21 protein-coding genes and 1 other RNA gene are annotated in these 20,012 nt (G+C 49.9%); 5 read left to right on the top strand and 17 right to left on the bottom strand.

The genetic code is table 11. From position 1 onward, the window contains the following. Positions 1–79: 79 nt before the first annotated feature. The gene (locus tag HF569_RS03260; RefSeq protein ID WP_168901293.1) at positions 80–2,032 is read left to right on the top strand and encodes an ABC-F family ATP-binding cassette domain-containing protein; all 1,953 of its coding nucleotides are present in this window, start codon (positions 80–82) and stop codon (positions 2,030–2,032) included. Between the two features lie 419 nt (positions 2,033–2,451). Here HF569_RS03260 and tsaD read toward each other — a convergent pair whose 3' ends face one another. From tsaD to HF569_RS03180, 16 genes are all read right to left on the bottom strand, one after another. Next, entirely contained in the window at positions 2,452–3,495 is a 1,044-nt protein-coding gene (gene tsaD / locus HF569_RS03255; RefSeq protein WP_168849177.1) for a tRNA (adenosine(37)-N6)-threonylcarbamoyltransferase complex transferase subunit TsaD, read from the bottom strand. Positions 3,496–3,585: 90 nt separating this feature from the next. Further along, positions 3,586–4,206 (bottom strand): ribosomal protein S18-alanine N-acetyltransferase, encoded by a 621-nt coding sequence (gene rimI, locus HF569_RS03250; RefSeq protein ID WP_168901292.1) that lies wholly within the window; start codon positions 4,204–4,206, stop codon positions 3,586–3,588. Then, a complete protein-coding gene (gene tsaB / locus HF569_RS03245) occupies positions 4,190–4,912 on the bottom strand; it encodes a tRNA (adenosine(37)-N6)-threonylcarbamoyltransferase complex dimerization subunit type 1 TsaB (protein ID WP_168901291.1) in 723 nt (240 codons plus the stop codon). Before tsaB ends, rimI begins: the two co-directional genes overlap by 17 nt. Before the next feature lie 203 nt (positions 4,913–5,115). Further along, a complete protein-coding gene (locus tag HF569_RS03240) occupies positions 5,116–5,856 on the bottom strand; it encodes an acyl-[acyl-carrier-protein] thioesterase (RefSeq protein ID WP_168901290.1) in 741 nt (246 codons plus the stop codon). A 5-nt stretch (positions 5,857–5,861) separates the two neighbouring features. Next, positions 5,862–6,743, bottom strand: coding sequence for a 16S rRNA (cytidine(1402)-2'-O)-methyltransferase (rsmI, locus tag HF569_RS03235; protein ID WP_168901289.1), 882 nt, complete (start codon positions 6,741–6,743; stop codon positions 5,862–5,864). A 15-nt stretch (positions 6,744–6,758) separates the two neighbouring features. Beyond that, a complete protein-coding gene (locus tag HF569_RS03230; protein ID WP_168849172.1) occupies positions 6,759–7,097 on the bottom strand; it encodes a DNA replication initiation control protein YabA in 339 nt (112 codons plus the stop codon). Between the two features lie 26 nt (positions 7,098–7,123). Further along, positions 7,124–8,140, bottom strand: a complete 1,017-nt coding sequence (gene holB / locus HF569_RS03225) for a DNA polymerase III subunit delta' (protein ID WP_168901288.1) — start codon at positions 8,138–8,140, stop codon at positions 7,124–7,126. Positions 8,141–8,149: 9 nt separating this feature from the next. Beyond that, positions 8,150–8,479 (bottom strand): cyclic-di-AMP receptor, encoded by a 330-nt coding sequence (locus HF569_RS03220; protein WP_168849170.1) that lies wholly within the window; start codon positions 8,477–8,479, stop codon positions 8,150–8,152. A 25-nt stretch (positions 8,480–8,504) separates the two neighbouring features. Further along, on the bottom strand, positions 8,505–9,149 hold the full coding sequence (gene tmk / locus HF569_RS03215) for a dTMP kinase (protein WP_211089601.1): 645 nt from the start codon (positions 9,147–9,149) through the stop codon (positions 8,505–8,507). Between the two features lie 212 nt (positions 9,150–9,361). After that, positions 9,362–9,613 carry a YaaL family protein gene (locus HF569_RS03210; protein ID WP_168849169.1) on the bottom strand — a complete coding sequence of 84 codons (252 nt, stop codon included), beginning with the start codon at positions 9,611–9,613 and terminating at the stop codon, positions 9,362–9,364. 11 nt (positions 9,614–9,624) lie between these two features. Next, a complete protein-coding gene (gene recR / locus HF569_RS03205; RefSeq protein ID WP_168849168.1) occupies positions 9,625–10,224 on the bottom strand; it encodes a recombination mediator RecR in 600 nt (199 codons plus the stop codon). 20 nt (positions 10,225–10,244) lie between these two features. Next, on the bottom strand, positions 10,245–10,562 hold the full coding sequence (locus tag HF569_RS03200) for a YbaB/EbfC family nucleoid-associated protein (RefSeq protein ID WP_168849167.1): 318 nt from the start codon (positions 10,560–10,562) through the stop codon (positions 10,245–10,247). Between the two features lie 20 nt (positions 10,563–10,582). Beyond that, the gene (gene dnaX / locus HF569_RS03195; protein WP_168901287.1) at positions 10,583–12,346 is read right to left on the bottom strand and encodes a DNA polymerase III subunit gamma/tau; all 1,764 of its coding nucleotides are present in this window, start codon (positions 12,344–12,346) and stop codon (positions 10,583–10,585) included. 179 nt (positions 12,347–12,525) lie between these two features. Next, positions 12,526–12,612, bottom strand: an RNA gene (gene ffs / locus HF569_RS03190) — signal recognition particle sRNA small type. 22 nt (positions 12,613–12,634) lie between these two features. Continuing rightward, positions 12,635–13,186, bottom strand: a complete 552-nt coding sequence (gene tadA / locus HF569_RS03185; RefSeq protein WP_168849165.1) for a tRNA adenosine(34) deaminase TadA — start codon at positions 13,184–13,186, stop codon at positions 12,635–12,637. Positions 13,187–13,213: 27 nt separating this feature from the next. Continuing rightward, positions 13,214–13,816 (bottom strand): class I SAM-dependent methyltransferase, encoded by a 603-nt coding sequence (locus HF569_RS03180; RefSeq protein WP_168901286.1) that lies wholly within the window; start codon positions 13,814–13,816, stop codon positions 13,214–13,216. 199 nt (positions 13,817–14,015) lie between these two features. Here HF569_RS03180 and nrdH point away from each other — a divergent pair, with 199 nt between their 5' ends. The 3 genes from nrdH to nrdF all read left to right on the top strand — a co-directional run bounded on the left by nrdH (position 14,016) and on the right by nrdF (position 18,216). Next, positions 14,016–14,243 carry a glutaredoxin-like protein NrdH gene (nrdH, locus tag HF569_RS03175; RefSeq protein ID WP_168849163.1) on the top strand — a complete coding sequence of 76 codons (228 nt, stop codon included), beginning with the start codon at positions 14,016–14,018 and terminating at the stop codon, positions 14,241–14,243. A 132-nt stretch (positions 14,244–14,375) separates the two neighbouring features. Then, the gene (nrdE, locus tag HF569_RS03170) at positions 14,376–16,541 is read left to right on the top strand and encodes a class 1b ribonucleoside-diphosphate reductase subunit alpha (protein WP_168901285.1); all 2,166 of its coding nucleotides are present in this window, start codon (positions 14,376–14,378) and stop codon (positions 16,539–16,541) included. A 679-nt stretch (positions 16,542–17,220) separates the two neighbouring features. After that, positions 17,221–18,216 (top strand): class 1b ribonucleoside-diphosphate reductase subunit beta, encoded by a 996-nt coding sequence (nrdF, locus tag HF569_RS03165; protein ID WP_168849161.1) that lies wholly within the window; start codon positions 17,221–17,223, stop codon positions 18,214–18,216. 72 nt (positions 18,217–18,288) lie between these two features. Here the strand turns inward: nrdF and HF569_RS03160 are convergent, their stop codons facing one another. Then, complete coding sequence (locus tag HF569_RS03160) at positions 18,289–19,191, bottom strand: 3-hydroxyacyl-CoA dehydrogenase (protein ID WP_168901284.1); 903 nt, start codon at positions 19,189–19,191, stop codon at positions 18,289–18,291. Between the two features lie 139 nt (positions 19,192–19,330). Here HF569_RS03160 and HF569_RS03155 point away from each other — a divergent pair, with 139 nt between their 5' ends. Next, the gene (locus HF569_RS03155; protein ID WP_168901283.1) at positions 19,331–19,909 is read left to right on the top strand and encodes an LOG family protein; all 579 of its coding nucleotides are present in this window, start codon (positions 19,331–19,333) and stop codon (positions 19,907–19,909) included. Positions 19,910–20,012 lie beyond the last annotated feature (103 nt).

The following is a 20,012-nucleotide window of genomic DNA, read 5'->3' as shown; positions in this document are numbered from 1 at the left end:
ATCATATTGGCTGAACCATTATCGTGGCAGCAGTCACTAAATTAATGAAAATAATCCCTTTAAAGGAGGTCGGTTGACCGTGATTCTCTTACAAGTCCAACAAGTTACCCGGCGATTCGGCGCCAGCGTCCTATTTGAAAATGTCAGTATGGACGTGCCCGAACACGGCCGCGTGGCACTTGTCGGCCGCAACGGTGCGGGTAAATCCACCCTATTAAAAATGATTGCCGGTGAAACCACCCCAGATGTTGGCCAAATCACCACTAAAAGAGGCCTGACACTGGGTTACCAAGCCCAGAATGCCGGCCTGGCATCTACTAAAACAGTTTGGAACGAAATGCTTAGTGTCTTCGCTAAACTGATTGCCATGGAAAAACGCATGCACGCGCTCGAAGAAAAAATGAGTGATCCCGCCATTATCGCTGATCAAACCCAATTTGACCAGATCAGCGCCAGTTATGATCAGTTACAACAAGACTTCAGCGATCAAAATGGTTACGGCTATCAAGCCGAAATTCGTGGCGTTCTGCACGGATTTGAATTTGACGAAGACTACTATGATAAGCCGATCAACGAACTCTCCGGCGGGCAACGGACACAGCTCGCCCTAGCCAAACTACTGTTGGAGCGTCCCGATTTACTAATCTTGGACGAACCGACCAACCACTTGGACGTCGAAACGCTGACCTGGCTGGAAAGCTATCTACAAGGTTATCCTGGCGCCATTCTCGTCGTTTCCCATGACCGGTACTTCCTCGATCACGTGGTTAATGATGTCTACGATATGGCACACGGTGGGCTGGATCATTACCCTGGCAATTATTCGCACTACATCGCGGCCAAGGCGGAACGGCTCCGTTTAGCCTGGAAGGAATATGACAAGCAACAGGCTGAAATTAGCAAGTTGGAAGACTTCGTTAATAAGAATATCGTCCGCGCCTCCACTACCAAGCGGGCTCAGGCCCGGCGGAAACAACTGGAAAAGATGGACCGCATGGACCGACCCGAAGGCGATGAGAAGGCCGCCCGCTTTAGCTTCCGTCCTAAACGCCAAAGTGGAAATGTCGTCTTGGACGTCGTTAACGGTGCCGTTGGCTACGACCAACAGATCTTGGCAGCGCCCGTCAATCTCGACATCAAGAAACATCAAGCCGTCGCTATCGTCGGCCCCAACGGAATTGGCAAGTCAACCTTGCTCAAGACCATCCTGGGTCGGATTCCTGCGATCCAAGGCCAGATTATCTTTGGCACTGGCGTTGACACCGGTTACTACGACCAGGATCAGGCCACCTTACACGATAAGAAGACGGTCCTGCATGAACTGTGGGACGATCACCCCACTACACCAGAAGGCGATATCCGCTCGATTCTAGGTAGCTTTCTCTTTACTGGCACCGATGTCGACAAGAGTGTGCACAGCCTGAGTGGTGGCGAACGGGCGCGTCTGCTACTGACGAAGCTCGCCATGCAACACGACAATTTCCTAATGCTTGACGAACCGACCAACCACTTGGATATTGATAGTCGGGAAGTCCTAGAGACCGCCCTTAACGAATTTGATGGCACCATTCTCTTCGTTTCTCATGACCGGTACTTCATCAACCAGGTCGCTACACAGGTCGTCGAGCTCAGTCCCGAAGGCACCACCCGCTACCTAGGAAACTACGATTACTATGTGGCTAAGAAGGCCGAGCAAGATGCCTACGCTGCTAAAGAGGCGGCGGAGGCTGAAGCCGAACATCCTACCGTAGCTGCGCCTAAGCAAACGCAGGTCGATTACCAAGCACAAAAAGATCAGGCCAAGGCTAAACGTAAGCTCAGTCGGCAAGTCGCGGCGCTGGAAGAGCAGATGGGCGAATTGGAAAAGCAAAAGACCGCGGTCGAAACCGAAATGAGCAAGGAAGAAAACTTCAACGATGCTGGTAAGCTAGCTGATCTTCAAGAACAGCTTACCGCCGTCACCACTGAACTCAGTGAGACTGAAGATTCCTGGACGGAGAAGAGTTTGGAATTAGAGGACTTTGCAGATTAACTTGCAGTAGCTAGTGTCAACGGATTTATGGCTAGCATAAATCCACGACAGCAATGATTCTTGGGGAGGAATCGCTTTATGTTTGTACTAATTAAGCGTGAATATCAAAAAAGCTACGCAAAAACCAATGCGTTATTCAAAAATTATTCCAAATGTTTTAGAGTACTGTCTTTTGGATCGGGAGCCGTCATAACATTACAACTAATCCTAGTTTTCTTTCCAGACTCCATCCTGACGATTTCGGTTGAGTTTTTAGGCCTGATTTATTTAGTTGCCGTGTTTATTCTGTTTCTGGTAGAGTCGGTTATTCACGGTATCAGATACTTGAAAAGCAATCGCTAATACTATTTTTCACACCAAAATAAAGCTGGTTTCATTCCGATAATCGGAATGGAACCAGCTTATTTCATACATAAGATTTATTTAGCAGAATCCGCCGCCCAGTCAAATTCCAGACTAGGATCGGCATTCAAGGTTGCATCCGCAAAGACACCGTGTTGATACGCGACGTAAGCGAATGCGCCGATCATGGCGGCGTTGTCCCCGCATAACTTCAAAGGCGCCTTAACCAGATGTGTCGTTGGATTATTGCTGAGATCCCGTTCTAACCGTTCACGCAATCCCTGGTTTGCTGCGACCCCTCCAGCCAAAATGAGCTGGTGCACAGGATAATCCGCTAAAGCCCGCTGCGTCTTTTCAGCCAGCACATCGACGACTGCTTGTTGGAAACTAGCTGCTAAGTCTTGTTTACTCAGTGTCTCGCCGATCTGATCCGCGTGGTGGGTCGTGTTGATGAAGGCACTCTTTAGACCACTAAAACTGAAATCAAAGTTGTCGTCCTTTTCCATCGCCCGGGGAAAATCAAACGTATCTTTCCCCTGATGCGCCCACTCGTCGACCGTCTTACCGGCAGGATAATTAACGCCCATCACCCGGCCAACCTTATCGTAAGCCTCACCGGCAGCATCGTCGCGCGTCTCTCCGATGATTTCAAATTGATTTTCTGCTGGCATGTAAACCAATTCTGTGTGCCCACCAGAAACCAATAACGCCAATGCTGGAAACTCAATTGGCTCCACATAGCGAGCTGCATAGATGTGTCCCGCCATGTGATTAACGGGAATCAGCGGCAAGTTGTGCGCAAAGGCCACGGTTTTCGCCGCCGTTACGCCGATCAATAATGCCCCAACTAAGCCTGGACCATACGTAACCGCCACAGCGTCCAGATCTTCGTAACCGACCTGGGCCTCTGCCAAAGCATCCTTAATGCACAGCGTCACTTCTTCAATGTGATGACGGCTGGCTACTTCGGGAACCACGCCACCGAAGCGCTGATGGCTCTTGATTTGCGTCGCCACAATGTTTGACAGAATCTTGTGACCATCCTCGATAACGGCCACACTCGTCTCATCACAACTCGATTCAAATGCTAAAATCAAATTTCGCTTTTCCGTTGGACTCACTCCTCTTATTTAATCCGCGCTGCCTTTTCGCCGCTACTACCCTCAAAACACGTAAAAAGCGGGTGGCTCGGTGCCAGCCCGCCAATTGTCCTAGTTCTGTTCACGCGTTTGCGGGGCGACACCGTCCTGGGCCTCGTCCTCATTTTCATTAAGGAACAACACCATATCCGCAGCATCTTCGTGGTCACCAAAGTAGTACCCACGCTTAATTCCCGTCTGCTCAAATTGCAGGTCCCGGTATAGCCGCTGCGCACTCTTATTAGACACCCGGACCTCTAAGCTGACCGTCTTATAGTTCAGCTTACGTGCCTTGCGAATCATAATGCCCAGTAAGAAGCGGCCTAAGCCCTTGCTCTGGTACTCTGGCAAAACGGCAATATTCGTAATGTGCGCATCTCGATTCCGTTCGTCAAAGGTACTGCCGATAAACGCCAATAGCTTATCGTTCTTCCGAATAACCAGGTACAATCGGTCCTTCTCCCGGCGTAATTCATTCGCAAAAGCCGTGGAGTCCCACGGAGCTTGACCCGAGTAGACCGCCCGTTCGATCTCAATCATCTCTGGAATGTCAGTGAACAGTGCTTTGGCGACAAAATAGGTCACGTCGCGAATATCCACGCGATGGTTTTTTACATCCATCGCCTCTTCACGCACAACTTCCCGTCGACTACCAAACACATTTTTATACCAATTTTTAAATTTTTTCAACATACGATTCGGTATCCTCTTCTGGGTTCTTAGCACGCCATTCAGCTTCGGCTTGCGTCAAACGCAAATAGTTTGGCACGAACCGATCAACATCACTCACGGGTTCCATCGTGCGACCGAGTAGACCGATCGTCGCAACTTGTGGCAGGTTAAGCCAGGGGCTTACTGCGGGCGTCGCTGCTGAAACCGTCGTTCCAATCACATCGCTAAAATGTCCGGCATCCCCTAGGAACCACACGGGTTCGCCGTACTTGGCCACGGCCTTTAAGAAATCAACGACACCGGTATGGGCATCGGCAATTTCTACGGTCGGACGGCCACCCTTGATTCGGTAGAGCCCGGCAAAAACGTTTTGGTTGCGGGCATCAAAAATCGGTGCGACCAAGGCCCCTTCAACGGGCACGTTGGCGGCCAGCGTGGCTAGACTAGAGACCGCCACTAAGTCGATATTCAACGTTGCGGCCAACGTCTTGGCCGTCGTTACGGCAATCCGAATTCCGGTGTAAGATCCTGGCCCAGCGGCAACCACTACGCGCTCCAGATCGGTCGGTTTCAACTCTGCCATCGCCAGTAGCCGTTCAATCTCTGGTAACAGGTATTCTGCATGTTTCTGATGAACCGTCACCGTAATTGCCGCTAAGACCGTCGTGTCCTCCAAAACGGCAACGCTGAGCGGACGATTCGATGTATCAATTGCTAAAATCTTCATATTTGCTTGGGTTCCCCTTCATATATGTGGTGACCACAGTCAATTTCGGACACACTAGTCAAGGCAGCGGTGGATCACTACCCCATTGCTCCGCACGAACTTATTTCTATTCGTGTACTGTTCATATCAGTGTACTATATTACCACAAAGACTAGGCGGCGACACCTTCTCTGCCTAGCTTTTCCTAAAATCATCACTTTTAGTTAGCGATTCTGCCACTCGATAGTCGCCAGCACAGCCGTAGTTGCGCCAACTTTAACGGTATGCTGCGTGGTGGTAGCGGTACTATGCACGACCTCGCTGGTCACCTGATGGCCGTACTTCACTTCATTCTCAAAGCGAATCCGGACATCCACTGCCTGATGTTGCCGCAACCAGTCCGCGGGCAAGGCATCGAGCATCCAATCAAAGTAATGGGCATTATTCACATGACCATTCTCGTCAATATCAAAGTAACGTACGGTATACGGCTGCGCAACACTGGTGGCCGCCAAGTCTAGTCGTTCAGGCCGAGGTAGCCGGGGCAACCGCTTCACGGGCGCCGTGCCATAAGGCTGCATAATTTCTGCGGGAATGGTCGCAATCTTCCGCGTTGCATAGCTCATCGTCACCCAGATACCTTCGCCATAGGCCAATTGCTGCCCCATGTCGTCCAGTAACCAGTATTCTCGATAGGCAAAGTATTTATTAAACGCCGTGGCCCGCGTCTTAAGGGTCACCCGCTCATTAATTCGGGGCAACCGGTTGATCTGCAGGTGATACTGTGTGACCACCCAGCCAACCCCCAAGCGATGAATATCATCGGGCGTCAGGTGCAACGCCGTGTTTTGATCCTCAGAAACCAAAACAAATAAATCAATCAGCATTGCCAGGGTCAGGTGACCGGTGTCGTCCGCTTCATAATAGACGACACGGTGCGGTTCACTAAATTCATTTTGGGCCACGCGGGTCACTCCTCGTTTAGATGATGATAAGTCCGGTAAACATCTTGTTTCTTTAAGCCGCGTAAGTTCGCCACTTCTTTAATCGCTGCGTTAGGCTTGTCGCCCGCTGCGATCAGCCGATCAACTTGTTTTTCAATGGGTTCACTGAGATCGACGGCCGTCGTCGCAGTCGTGGTTGGATGAGGATTGCCACCCACCAAGACCACGAACTCACCACGAACGGTATCCGTGGCGGCCCACTCAGCTAGGTCACTGAGACTGCCCCGCAAGAATTCTTCGTAGCGCTTCGTTAACTCGCGGCACAGAACAGCTGGCCGCTCAGCCCCCATCCCCGCAGCCAAGTTCTGCAAGGTTTTCTTCAAACGATGGGGCGCCTCGTAAAAGATCAACGTCTCTGGTCGTTGCGCCAATTCATCAATTTCGGCCCGTTGATCCTTGGGTTTCCGATCGAGAAAGCCATAAAAGTAAAACGGTTGGGGCACCAATCCGGAGGCAATCAAGGCGGTCAGCCCGGCATTGGCTCCTGGTAAGGGGACAACCGGGATATGTGCGTCAATACAAGCATTGACCAGTTCATGGCCGGGATCAGAGATGGATGGCATCCCCGCGTCACTCACCTGAGCAATCTGCATCCCCTGTTGGAGTTTAGCGACCAACTGGGGAATCCGCTCTTGCGTATTGTGCTCGTGAAAGCTGATCTGCTTGGTTTCAATTTCAAAATGATTTAACAATTTCTGGGTGTTACGCGTATCCTCTGCCGCAATCAGATCGGCATCCTTCAGCGTTTTAACGGCGCGGAAAGTCATGTCATCCAGATTACCGATCGGGGTGGGGACTAAATATAAGTGACCGCTATTTGCGGCTTGAAAACTACGTTGGCGTTCCATTCGTGGGTGCCCCTCCTATTGATCACGATAGATAACTTCTAGACAAAAAGCACATTCTTCATCTTGCTTACGCCGCGTTCCGTAGAATTCACGGCAGACGTGAAAGCCCTCTTCATACAATTTTTCCAAAATTTGCCGCGACTTAGACAAGCCCTGCGGTGTTTCTGGATCTTCTGGTAAGTTACGCTGCAATTCACGTAACAGGTCCCGAAGATGCTGATTTTCTATTTCTAACTCTGCGTTTTGCTCAAACACATGGGTCATCTCGCCTTGTAAGTCAGCGAATTGGGCGAGCACGTCTTGCAATTGGCTCTCGAGATTTTTAAATTGATCGTACACTTCTTGTTTTTCCAAGTTGCCACCCCTCCAATGCTGACTAGTTAACGCGGAATCTGCGCTAGAATCTGTAACGTTAAGGCTTCTAAGATGCCCTGAAAATTCATATTGCCGGCTAATTGGCTCCGGGTCTCCAACGTTAACGTCATGATTGCGACCAGCCGATCCACACTCAGCCGTTGCGCCAATTGGCGACTCAGCTTAGCCACTTGCGGAAAAGCCAACTGGTCGTCCGTAACCGTTGCGTTCTGTTGGCGCAACACATCATGCCAGACCTGCACAATCATATCTAAGATGGTGCCCTGCAGGTCTCGATTGGTTGCGAGCGGCAACAATTCCGTTTGCACGCGCACAAATGCCCGTTCGTCACCGGCACAGACCGCGGTGAACCACTGCCCAACACTCACTTGGGCATTCTTGAGCCAGTCCTCCGCCGTCAACGCCTTGGCTGCCTGAACACTCTCCGTCAGCGTTGATAACAGATAACGCTGACTTGGAATCACGCCGGCCGCTGCCAAGGCTTCTGCCAGAGCACTCGGCGCCACCCGAATAAAATCGACAATCTGTGTACGTGACAGAATCGTCGGTAAGATCAAATTTTTATTGGCCGTCAGCAGTAAGGCGACCGTATTGCCCACCGGTTCCTCGATGAACTTTAGGAGACTATTGGCCGCTCCTGTCGTCATCCGTTCCACCTGATCGACGATAAAGATCTTCTGATTGCCTTCCACGGCACTCTTGGTGAATTCCGACTTTAGGTAGCGGACCTGGTCGACCTTAATCCGTTGACCATCCGGCACCACGGTCACGACGTCGGGATGATCACCAGCCATAATGCGTCGACACTCGGCGCACTGCCCACACGGTAGGCCCTCCGCCGTCACATTTTGACAGAAGAGGCGCATGGCAATCACTTGCGCGACCTGTTGCCGACCAGTGCCATCCGCACCATTAAACAGGTAGGCATGGGCTAACCGTTGCCCATTGATCAAATTCATGAAATGGTCCAACAGCTGTGGTTGTAGTCGCTGGGCCGTTGTCACCAGAGATTCTTCGGTCATACGACCCTCCTAAAATTGATGGAACTGATCGACGGGCAGTACGAAGACCGTCGCGCCACCAACCTGTACCTCGACGGGATATGAGGAGGTATTGTCTAACTGGGCGTCTAAATTAACGGGTGGCGTCATAAACTGTTGGCGTGTATGGCTAGCCGTCTTAATCATCGCTAAGACCTCGTCAACCCGTTCTTCTTCCACCCCAATCATAAACGTCGTGTTACCGGACTTCAAGAAGCCCCCAGTCGTTGATAAGCGCGTCGCCCGAATGTTTTGATCAATAAATTCATTGCTCAGACGATTTGCATCTTTGTCTTGGACAATTGCGATTAGTAATTTCATTGCTGTTCCTCCCTCAAATGCCGTTTTAAAAATAACGCTTAGCCGTTTGCTTAATTAGTGTCAATGCCTCAGCCACCACTTGCTCTGGCGCCTGGGTCGCATCAATTAATTTAATTCGTTCGGGATGGGCTTGTTGAAGCCGCAGGTAAGCTGCCCGCACCCGGTCATGAAAGGCCGTTTGCTCAACATCTAATCGATCCACTTGGTCAGCCTGTCGGTGGGCTTGAATCCGTCGTAACCCGACTTCTGCCGGAACGTCAAAGTAGATGGTAAGTTCGGGTAACAGTCCGTCGGTCGCAAAATCATTCATTTGGGCAACGGCTTGTTCTCCAATTTGCCGTCCCGCACCTTGATAGGCAATTGAACTGTCCACGTAACGATCGCATAGGACCAATTGATCCGCTGCCAACGCTGGGAGGACGGTCTCAGCTAGATGTTGTCGCCGTGCTGCCGCATACAGTAAGGCCTCGGTTCGATAGTCCATTGCGGTATTCGCCCGATCTAAAATGATGGCCCGAATACTCTCGGAAATCGGGTTGCCCCCCGGTTCCCGCGTAATCGTTAACCGATCCCCCAGTACAGGCTGAATCTCAGCGGTAATAGCCGCGAGCGCGCTGGTTTTACCAGCCCCGTCCGGCCCTTCAAAACTAATAAACGTTCCTGACAACATACTCGACCCCATTTTTGATTGAATACTTATATTGTACTTGAATTAAGAATTGATGTCTATTTGCATTGTTTGATTTTCCAGTTGGCCCAACTGATTCAGTCGCGGCCCGGTCCATCCCATTTTCGCATGCAAAGAGCTCTAGGTCCACCGTCTTCACAGCACCCCTAGAGCTCAACTGGTCATCTCACATGGTTACAGCTTGCTAATTGTCACTAATCACGAAAAACAGCGGCCGAAATATGCTTCCCCTTCACCTGACGTCGCCGCGCTTCGCGGTAAAGAAACAGGTAGGTTTGGCGCGCTAACGCCGTATTAGCCGTCATCTCATTATCAGCGTCGGCAATGGCTTCTTCCGTCTGCTTAGCGTGATCCCATCGGTCCTTGGCAGCATCAATTGTCAACAATAATTGTTCATCGTAAGCCGCCTTGAGCCGGGGAAATTGCCGTTTCTTTCTTCCAAACATCGCTGCGCCTCCTACATCTCTGTCCGACCTTCGACAGCCTTAAACAGCGTCATCTCATCCGCATATTCAATATCACTGCCGACCGACAAGCCATGGGCCAAACGCGTGACCTTGATGCCCGCTGGTTTAATCAGCCGTGACAGATACATCGCCGTGGCTTCCCCTTCAGGCGTGGCGTTAGTCGCAATGATAACTTCCTTCATATCAGGATTCTTCTGCAACCGATTGATTAAGCTCGTGATGTTCAGGTCTTCGGGACCTTTCCCCTCGATCGGCGACATCACCCCGTGTAAGACGTGATAGAGGCCATGATACTCCTTCATTTTTTCCATCACCATAATATCTTTGGCCTGCTCAACCACTAGCACGTGACTCTGGTCCCGGGTCTTGTCCGCGCAAATCGAACACGGATCACTCTCGGTAATGTTGCCGCAGATTGAACAGTAATGGAGATCTCGTTTTGCCGAGACCAAGGCTTTAGAAAACGCCGTGACATCGTCATCCGCCATATCAATCGTAAAGAATGCCAGCCGCGTCGCTGACTTTTGGCCGATGCCCGGCAGCTTCATGTAGCTGTCGATCAACTGCGCAATGGGTTCTGGGTACTGCATGTCACAACGTCCTTTCTTCCTTACATTCCGGGAATGTTCATCCCTTGAGTGTACTTACCTAACGTTTGCTTAGTCGTCTCGTCAACCTTAGTCAACGCATCATTCACTGCGGCCAGTACCAGATCTGCTAACATATCTGGATCATCGGGATCAATGGCTTCAGGCTTAATCGTCAGATCAGTCATCTTCCGGTCACCCGTGAAAGTCGCTTGAACCATCTGATCTGGAGACGTTCCTGTAAAGGATTGGGCATTTAGATTAGCCTGGTCCTCTTCCATCTTCTTTTGCATTTGCCGCATTTGTTTCATCATGTTCCCCATATTTCCCATGTTCCGCATTTGTATCATCCTTTCACAATTTAATCTTGTTTAACATCTACAATGCCCTTACCGAACAGCTCTTCAGCCTTGGTCACGACCGGATTCGGTGCGGGCTGATCGGGCTCAGCCGGAGCTTCACCATTCGCCTTGAGTTCATCCTTGTGAGCGGTTAAATAATTCTTGCGAATCACTGGCCACTCGTCTTTAGGGACGAAGACTACCGGTAATGCCGACCCAATCATGCGATCGAGCCCATTCTCTAAGGCATCGGTCAACTCATGATCCGTCGTTGCCCGTTGATATAAGAAGGAATAGTCAAACGCCACAATCACGCCTGAGTTAGCCGCTGCAACGGGTTGGGAGACCTTCATCACCGCGCGCTGCGTCACGGTCAAACTATTGAGTAAGTCCGGCCAGACTTCTTGTAGTTGATTAAGTTTTTCACGGGTTGCCGAGCCCAATACCGGGTAAATCTTGGCTAAGTTGACTTCCTTAGCCGCTGGCGACTTGGCCACTCGCGGCTTAGCCGGTGCCGGTGCAGCACTGGTGGAAGCCGGTGCCTGCTCCAACTGCTTAACGGCCGAGCGCAACTGATCAATCTCGTGCTGTAGCTCATTGACCGCCGTTCCAGCTGCCGGTTGCGCTGGCGCTGCGGCTGAGGCAGCCGGTGTGGCGCCCGTGGTTTCAGTCGCTGATGCCTCCGGTTGACCCTTTTGGCGACCAATCTCGGCCAGCTTAATCGTCAGAATTTCCAAATAAACGTCGGGATGCGTGGTAAACCGCATCTGTTGTTGGATGGCGTTGAGTTCGTTAATCATCGCATACATGGTCTGCGCTGGCGTTTGCTTAGCCAACTTCTGGAAATCCTCACTCACGCTCCCCATCTCGGCTTCCTCGACCATCTGTGGCGCCTGTTGATACAGTAACAGGTCGCGGGCATAGCCAATCACATCTTCGGTAAACCGTTCGGCATCTTTGCCCGCTTCCAAAACAGATTGCAGACTTGCCAAAGCGGCCTTAGTATCTCCCGCCAGCACCTGAGCCATATAGGTGGCCAGCAACTCATGGGTGACGCTTCCCGTAACCAATAATGCATTATCTAGTGTGATCTCATTGTCGCCAAAGGATAGCGCTTGATCCAAGATACTCAGCGCATCCCGCATACCACCCTCAGCGGCCTTAGCAATGACTTTAATGGCTTGATCATCGTACGTCACACCTTTTTGCTTCAAGATGTAAAGCATCCGTTCATAACTATCACTAGCCGCAATACGTTTAAAATCAAACCGCTGCGTTCGGGAAATAATCGTCGCTGGAATTTTATGCGGTTCGGTGGTGGCAAGGATGAAGATCACATTGGCTGGTGGTTCTTCCAAGGTCTTCAGCAACGCATTAAATGCACCCGTCGACAGCATGTGCACTTCATCAATGATGTAGACCTTATAGTCAGCAACCGTGGGCGCATACTTGACCTTGTCGCGAATGTCCCGAATCTCTTCGACACCATTGTTAGAGGCCGCATCAATTTCGATAACATCATTCAGCGTGCCCGCCGTGATTGCTTTACACGTCTCACATTCATTACAAGGTTCGCCATCAGTCTGATGATGACAGTTGATTGCCTTGGCAAAAATCTTAGCGGCCGAGGTCTTCCCGGTTCCCCGTGGCCCCGCAAAAAGGTAAGCGTGACTAATTTGATTTGTGGTAATGGCATTCTTCAACGTCCGGGTAATCACTTCTTGCCCGATCATGTCATCGAAACGCTGCGGGCGCCAGACCCGGTAGAGTGCTTGATAAGCCATGCAATCCGTTCCTTTCTTCAATAATTCCTGATAAATTCGCTGTTCATAATTATAGCCTTTTTCCCTACCATCTGTCACGGATTGTTCCGGTAGTTTTAAGGGAAATTAATCTCATTTTCTAGAATAAGATGGCACGAAAAAACTCCCAGTCACACGACTAGGAGTTTGGTTAATTGCTCATAAACTTGAAGCACAAAGCGAAGCAAACTTAGTGCTGCTTCCTTCCGGACCTGACACGATTCGTAAGTCCACCCTTGCTTCAAGGCCTTAACGGCAATAACTAGTGTATCATGATTCGTCGGACCTGTCTAGCGGTTGCGTCATTTTCGCCAGCTTTTTCGCTTTACGGGCTTTCTTAGCCGCTTTCTGCCGCTTACGAGCCGCCTTAAAGAACGCGACCATGCGCTCACCGGCATCCTTAGCCATCAGCCCTTCATGCACCGTGACCGTATGGTTCAACCGGTCATCGGTGAGCGTCTGATACAGACTATCCACGGCGCCCGCCTTAGGATCACGCGCCCCGTAGAAGACCTCTGGAATCCGGGCATTGATAATCGCACCGCTACACATCAGGCAGGGTTCAATGGTCACATAGAGTTGGCAATCCTCTAACCGCCAGCTTTTCAATGTGGCACAGGCTTCTTCAATCGCCCGCACCTCCGCGTGTAACGTCGCATCGTTGGCGTGCTCTCTGAGATTATGGCCCCGGCCCACGATCTGACCATCATGCACGATCACCGCTCCAATGGGTACCTCGCCAATTAGCGCCGCTTGATCCGCTTCAAACAGTGCTTCTTCCATATAGTGTCGCTGCAAAGGTGCGTAGGAAGTATCCCGCATCGAATCCCTCCCTTCCGGTTCACTAAGTTAGTGCAACGTACTTTCTAAAATATAATAGCCCTTGTCTTTCTTAATAATCTCGCAATTGCCAAACGTCGCCTGCATATTTTTCTCTGCAGAAGGCGCCCCTTGCTTCTTCTGCAAGACCACGGTCAAGGTACCCCCAGGAAGCAAATGAGCCTTGGCGCCCGTTAGCATCGCCGTCACGACTTGTTTACCCGCACGAACGGGGGGATTCGTTAAGATAGCAGCGTAACGCTGTGTGACGTTCTCGTAAATATCCGATGTCTTGATTTCGACATTTTCAATCTGATTAGCCACCGCATTCTGCCGTGCCAGCGCCAACGCCAACTCATTGACATCGACCATTGTCACTTGCCGTTCTGGCCACTTCTTTGCCAGTGCTAAGCCGATGGGGCCATACCCCGTGCCGAGGTCTAACCAAGGGCCCGCTGGCGTCTTGTCCGCATTAAAGGCATTTAGTAGCGCCCGTGAGCCATAGTCCACTCGATTCTTAGAGAAGACACCGTTGTCGGTGGTAAACAACAATTCGTTGCCTAACAGGGTGAACGGCCAATGCTGTTCCTCGTGTAAAACATCTGGATTTTGTGTATAATAGTGATTAGTCAAGTTCTCCGCCACCTTTTAGGTCTATTTTACCTTAGATGTTTGTCGGAAAACAGAGAAAAAAATTTTAACCCAGCAAGTACCATATTTAGTAGTTATTGTATTGACCAACTACCAAATATGGTACTTTTTTTGATTGCTATTTTCTATATCTGGTGTACACTTAACTCATTGATATTCAAATTTAAGGGATGTGGCAACAATGAAAGTAACAATTTACTCAAAGAACAATTGCATGCAATGCAAGATGACGAAGCGTTTTCTTAGCGAACACAACGTGGAGTTTGAAGAACGGAACATTAATCAAAATCCAGAATATGTAACCTACCTCAAGAACCACGGTTTTCAAGCCGTACCAGTAGTTGAAGCACCTGGTGTGCCTGCTTTTTACGGTTTCCGGCCAGATCAATTGACCAAGATTGCGGGCTAAATAACATTAGCACAAACCCGTCTTGGCGACGTCGTGTTTGTTCACGGTGCCGCCATTTTTTATTTGATCGGCTAAATAACGTCACTAACTTTTAACCATTCACCCTAATTTAAGAAGGAAGAGATGACTAGTATGAGTTTAAAAGATTTAGGAAATGTCACGTACTACGATTTAAACAATGAGATCAACATCCCCGTTAACGGGCAGATCCCATTGAATAAGGATCAGGAAGCCTTGCAGGCCTTCTTAAAAGAAAACGTTGAACCCAACACCAAGCAATTTGCTTCGTTACGGGAACGCTTCGATTACCTAATTGCCGGTAACTACGTTGAAAAAAAGGTCATTGACCAATATCCCTTTAGCTTTATCGAGGAGCTGTACGCCTTTTTAAAGTCCCAGGACTTCCATTTCAAGTCATTTATGGCTGCCTATAAGTTCTACGCGCAATATGCTTTAAAGACCGACGACAATGAGTACTACCTGGAGAACTTTATCGACCGGGTCGCAATGAACGCGTTGGACTTCGGCGATGGTGATCAGACCTTGGCCCACGATCTAGCCGATGAAATCATTCATCAGCGTTACCAGCCCGCTACGCCTAGCTTTCTAAACGCTGGCCGTGCGCGGCGTGGTGAACTGGTCTCGTGCTTCTTGATCCAATCCACGGATGATATGAACACGATTGGCCGGACCATCAACTCAGCGCTTCAACTCTCACGAATCGGTGGTGGCGTGGGGATCAGCCTCTCCAACTTACGGGGCGCAGGCGATCCGATCAAACACATTGACGGCGCTGCTTCCGGTGTCGTTCCCGTCATGAAATTACTAGAAGACAGTTTCTCCTACTCTAACCAATTGGGACAACGCCAAGGTGCCGGTGTCGTTTATCTAAGTGTGTTCCACCCTGATATTATCGCCTTCTTAGGCGCTAAGAAGGAAAATGCTGACGAAAAGATCCGGCTCAAGACCCTTTCACTCGGGATTACCGTGCCGGATAAATTCTACGAACTTTGCGAACAGGACGCCGATATGTACCTCTTCAGTCCTTACGATGTTGAACGCATCTACGGCAAACCATTCGCTTACGTCGATATCACTGCGGAATACGATAACTTAGTTGCCAATCCCGATATTCGTAAGAAGAAGCTCAAGGCCCGCGAATTGGAAACGGAAATTGGCAAGTTACAACAAGAATCCGGCTACCCTTACATTGTAAACATTGACACCGCTAATCGTGAAAATCCAATTGACGGCCGCATCGTGATGAGCAACTTATGTTCAGAAATTATGCAAGTACAGACGCCTTCCACGGTGAACAACCGCCAAGAATACATCCAAAAAGGAACGGATATTTCTTGTAACTTGGGGTCAACCAACATCGTTAATCTGATGACTTCCCCAGACTTTGGTCACTCCGTCGAAACGATGGTGCGGGCCTTAACCTTTGTCACGGACCATTCGGATATTGATGTCGTTCCTTCTATTCAAAAAGGCAACCGCCTCGCCCATACCATTGGTTTAGGAGCGATGGGGTTGCACAGCTACTTTGCCAAGAACCACATGATGTACGGGTCTAAAGACAGTATCGACTTCACCAGTGTTTACTTCATGTTACTCAACTATTGGACCCTGAAGGCCTCCAACGAAATTGCTAAGGAACGGCACGAGACCTTCCACAATTTTGAAAAGAGTACCTACGCTGACGGAAGCTACTTCGATCGCTACACCGAACACGACTGGCGTCCTAATTCAGCGAAGGTACAAGCCCTCTTCAAGGACGTCTGGCTACCAACTCCCGCAGATTGGGCCGAACTCAAGACGGCGGTCATGCGTGATGGCCTGTATCACCAAAACCGGATGGCGGTTGCACCTAACGGGTCGATTTCTTACATCAACGATACAACGGCTAGTCTCCACCCCATCATCAACCGGATTGAAGAACGCCAAGAAAAGAAAATTGGGAAGATTTATTACCCAGCACCTTATCTCGACAACGATACGATGCCTTACTACAAGTCGGCTTACGATACTGACATGCGGCGGGTTATCGACGTCTATGCCGCGGCGCAAAAGCACGTTGATCAAGGGATGAGTTTAACGCTATTCATGCGGTCCACGATTCCAGCCGGACTCTATGAATGGAAGAATGGGCGCACGGACAAGATGACCACTCGGGACCTCAGTATTCTACGCAACTACGCTTACCGTAAGGGGATCAAGTCGATCTACTATGTTCGGACCTTTACGGACGACAACAATGAGGTCGGTGCGAACCAGTGTGAAAGCTGTGTCATCTAGTCGATCTCAACTCATTGGTTAATATCATCTGAAGATTGAAAGAACCATAGCCAACGTGGATAGGACTGGGCCGCCTTCCGTTCGTCAAATTTGAGCTGGAACGCTGTGGGGAGGACGGCTGGAGCCATAGATCGGTCTCCAGCCTCGCTTTGAGCCGCAGATCACGTCTCAAAGGCGCCATTTACCAAGAGAACCACTTGGTAAATCCCACGGCTGAGCTCAAATTTGACTCACTCACGGCTACGTGCAGGTTGTCAGCTATACTGTTTGAATACGAACACATCATTTTTAACTAATTTACTATTCCACAACTAACTTAACCGGAGGAAGGCAGAGATGGAGCCAGCTGTGACAACGGTGTTAGCCGATTTTCGGCTTACAGCGTGGGACGTGCTTGGAGACCGGTGCTCTTCCGGGCTTCGAACCGAGCCGGAGGACCGCTTCTCAGGCCGCAGGCGTTCCCCACAGCAGGCGGAATTTCTGCCAGCCGCAGGTGACTGGTTTACTCACTGTTCAGGCTTTGACAACGATTTTCTTTCAATCTTTAACAATCCGCAAAAAGTGGTAAGTCTCGCCTGATCTAAGCGAATTCTGCCGCTTTTTGTTCACGCTTCACTCGTCAAAATATGGTAAGCTTGACCCAACGTGCTGGTTGGCAAGCGATAAAGGAGTGGCTGTAATGGCAAGAACTGAAAATTATAATGCAATTAACTGGAACGCGGTTTCTGATGAAATTGACAAGGCAACTTGGGAAAAATTAACCGAACAATTTTGGCTGGATACGCGAATCCCTGTCTCAAATGACTTAGACGACTGGCGGACCTTGGACACTGACCACCAGTGGGTCGTGGGGCACGTTTTTGGCGGCCTAACCCTGCTGGATACGCTCCAGTCCCAAGACGGGATGGCTGCTCTGCGCAGAGATGTCCGTACGCCACATGAAACGGCGGTGCTGAACAACATCCAGTTCATGGAATCCGTTCACGCCAAGAGTTATTCCACCATTTTCTCCACGCTAAACACGCCCGATGAAATTGATGAAATTTTCAAATGGAGCGATTCCGAAGAATTCTTGCAGAATAAGACCAAGCGCATCTATGATCTCTATCATGACGATGAACATCCTTTGAAAAAGAAGATTTCCAGTGTCTTCTTGGAAACCTTCCTGTTCTATTCTGGCTTCTTCACCCCACTCTATTACTTGGGCCACAATAAGTTAGCCAACGTCGCCGAAATCATCAAATTGATTCTGCGGGACGAATCCGTTCACGGTACCTACATCGGTTACAAGTTCCAGCTAGGAATGAAGGAATTAACCGACAATGAACAACAACAAATGAAGGACTGGATGTACGATTTTCTCTACAAGCTTTACGCTAACGAAGAAAAATACACCCACACGTTGTACGATCAAGTGGGCTGGACGGAACAAGTTCTGACCTTTATCCGCTACAATGCTAACAAAGCCCTCATGAACTTGGGCCAAGATCCCCTCTTCCCCGATACTGCCGAGGACGTGAACCCGATCGTGATGAACGGGATTTCCACGTCAACCGCCAACCACGACTTCTTCTCCCAAGTTGGGAATGGTTACCTCTTAGGTAACGTTGAAGCCATGAACGACAGTGATTACACTATCGGTGAACCCGACGATCCAGAAGATCCTAGTAAGTAAATTCTAAAATGGCAGCTAGCCGAAATCGACGATGATTTCCGCTAACTGCCATTTTTATAACTGCTGGGTCGGTTACTTGCCTTGCAAGAATCCTTCTCGTTGATAGGCGGGATGGGGATACTGATAGAAGCCAGCTCCCGTCTCCTGTCCCAACCGATGTTGATCGATCAGGTCCACTTTAATCCGGTGCGCAACCATCACCAAACCTTCTCGACCAGGCTCAGCACTGGCCCCCAGCATGAGCTGATAAGCCGTTTGTAATCCAATCTCATCCAGCACGGCAAACGGACCTCTAACCGCATCCGTTGCCATCATCCAGGTCCGATCAATCGTTTCAAAATCCGCAACACCTTCGACCCACAGCATTAACGCTGTGCTCAGAAAGGAATCTAGCATCGCGTTCAGAATATAAGCGGGATGTTCCTTCTCCAATTGGATGGGAATCAGCCCGATCTGCCGGACAAACGTGACGACCTCCTGAAATACAGCTGGATCAGTCCCCGGATGCCCCATAATTTCAGCTAAATGATTGGCCCAAACGTGATTGGTGAAGTGGAGGGCCAGAAACTTCCCCGGTCGGCCCGTGATAGCGGAAAACTGACTAGGCACCATTGTTGACGTACTCGTCGCAAAGATAGTCTTGTCTGGTGCCACCTTCGCCAGCGACGCATAGAATTCATTCTTGACTGCGACCACTTCCGGGATGGTCTCAATCACCAAATCAGCATCTTCCACGGCCGTTTCCAAGTCCGTGGCATAACGCAGGTGGTCATTCGCCGCTTTAATGACGGCTGGCGTTGCCTTGCGTTCCCGCATATAGGTCCGATCCCACGTCATCACCCGGCGCTTTGCCGCAGCGCTAGCCGCCGGACTGACGTCATAGATGGTGACATATAAGCCGCTAAACGCAATTTGGAAGGCGATTTGACTCCCCATTGTGCCACCGCCAGCGATAACGATTTTTTCAATTGCCATACCCCTCACCCTTTCCGATCCAAAGCCCCATCATCACCAAGAAACTTAGCCACCCCTGAGTATTTTGCGATATAATAAATTGTAAGTTACGCTTTGGTTTTAAGCCACGTAACGGTCTAAATTCAGGGGGTCAATTCTTATGCCAAAAATCAAAAACGTCTGTGTCTTCTGCGGTTCCAATCACGGCTATGATCCAGACTTTCTCAAACAAACCAACACGTTGGGCCAATACCTTGCGGCCAACCATCACCCAGTGGTTTACGGTGGTGGCAAAGAAGGCTTGATGGGCGCCATTGCTGAATCAACCATGGCGGCCGGTGGCGAGGTTATTGGCATCATCCCCACCTTTCTAAGTGAGATGGGGTTAGCCGAGACCAACGTCACCACCCTGCTTGAGACCAGTACCATGGACGAACGCAAGGACGAAATGCTCCGTCAGTCAGATGCCTTCATTGTCTTACCTGGTGGGTTTGGCACGTTCGAAGAATTCACGACGATGCTCTCTTGGAGCCAGATCAACGTTCATCAAAAGCCAATTGCCTTATTCAACATCAATCACTACTTCGATGAGTTAGTTGCGATGATGCAAAAATGCTGTGATCAAGGGTTTGCACCCCAAGAAAACATGGATCTTTTCATCAATGCTTCCTCAATTGACGAGATCTTCGCCGGCTTCGACACCTTCCACCATCAACTACCTTACAAGTATACCAACTAGCTGATACTCTAATTCAATTGACCAAAGCAATAGCTTTAGCCTACCTGCGGCTGCCAACGATTCCGGCTGCTGTGGGGATCGCCTGCGGTCTGAGAAGCGGCCC

Source organism: Levilactobacillus tujiorum (assembly GCF_012641185.1).
Taxonomy (GTDB): Bacteria; Bacillota; Bacilli; order Lactobacillales; family Lactobacillaceae; genus Levilactobacillus; species Levilactobacillus tujiorum.
The sequence above is the reverse complement of the archived record's forward strand: the minus strand, read 5'-3'. Positions and strand labels throughout refer to the sequence as shown.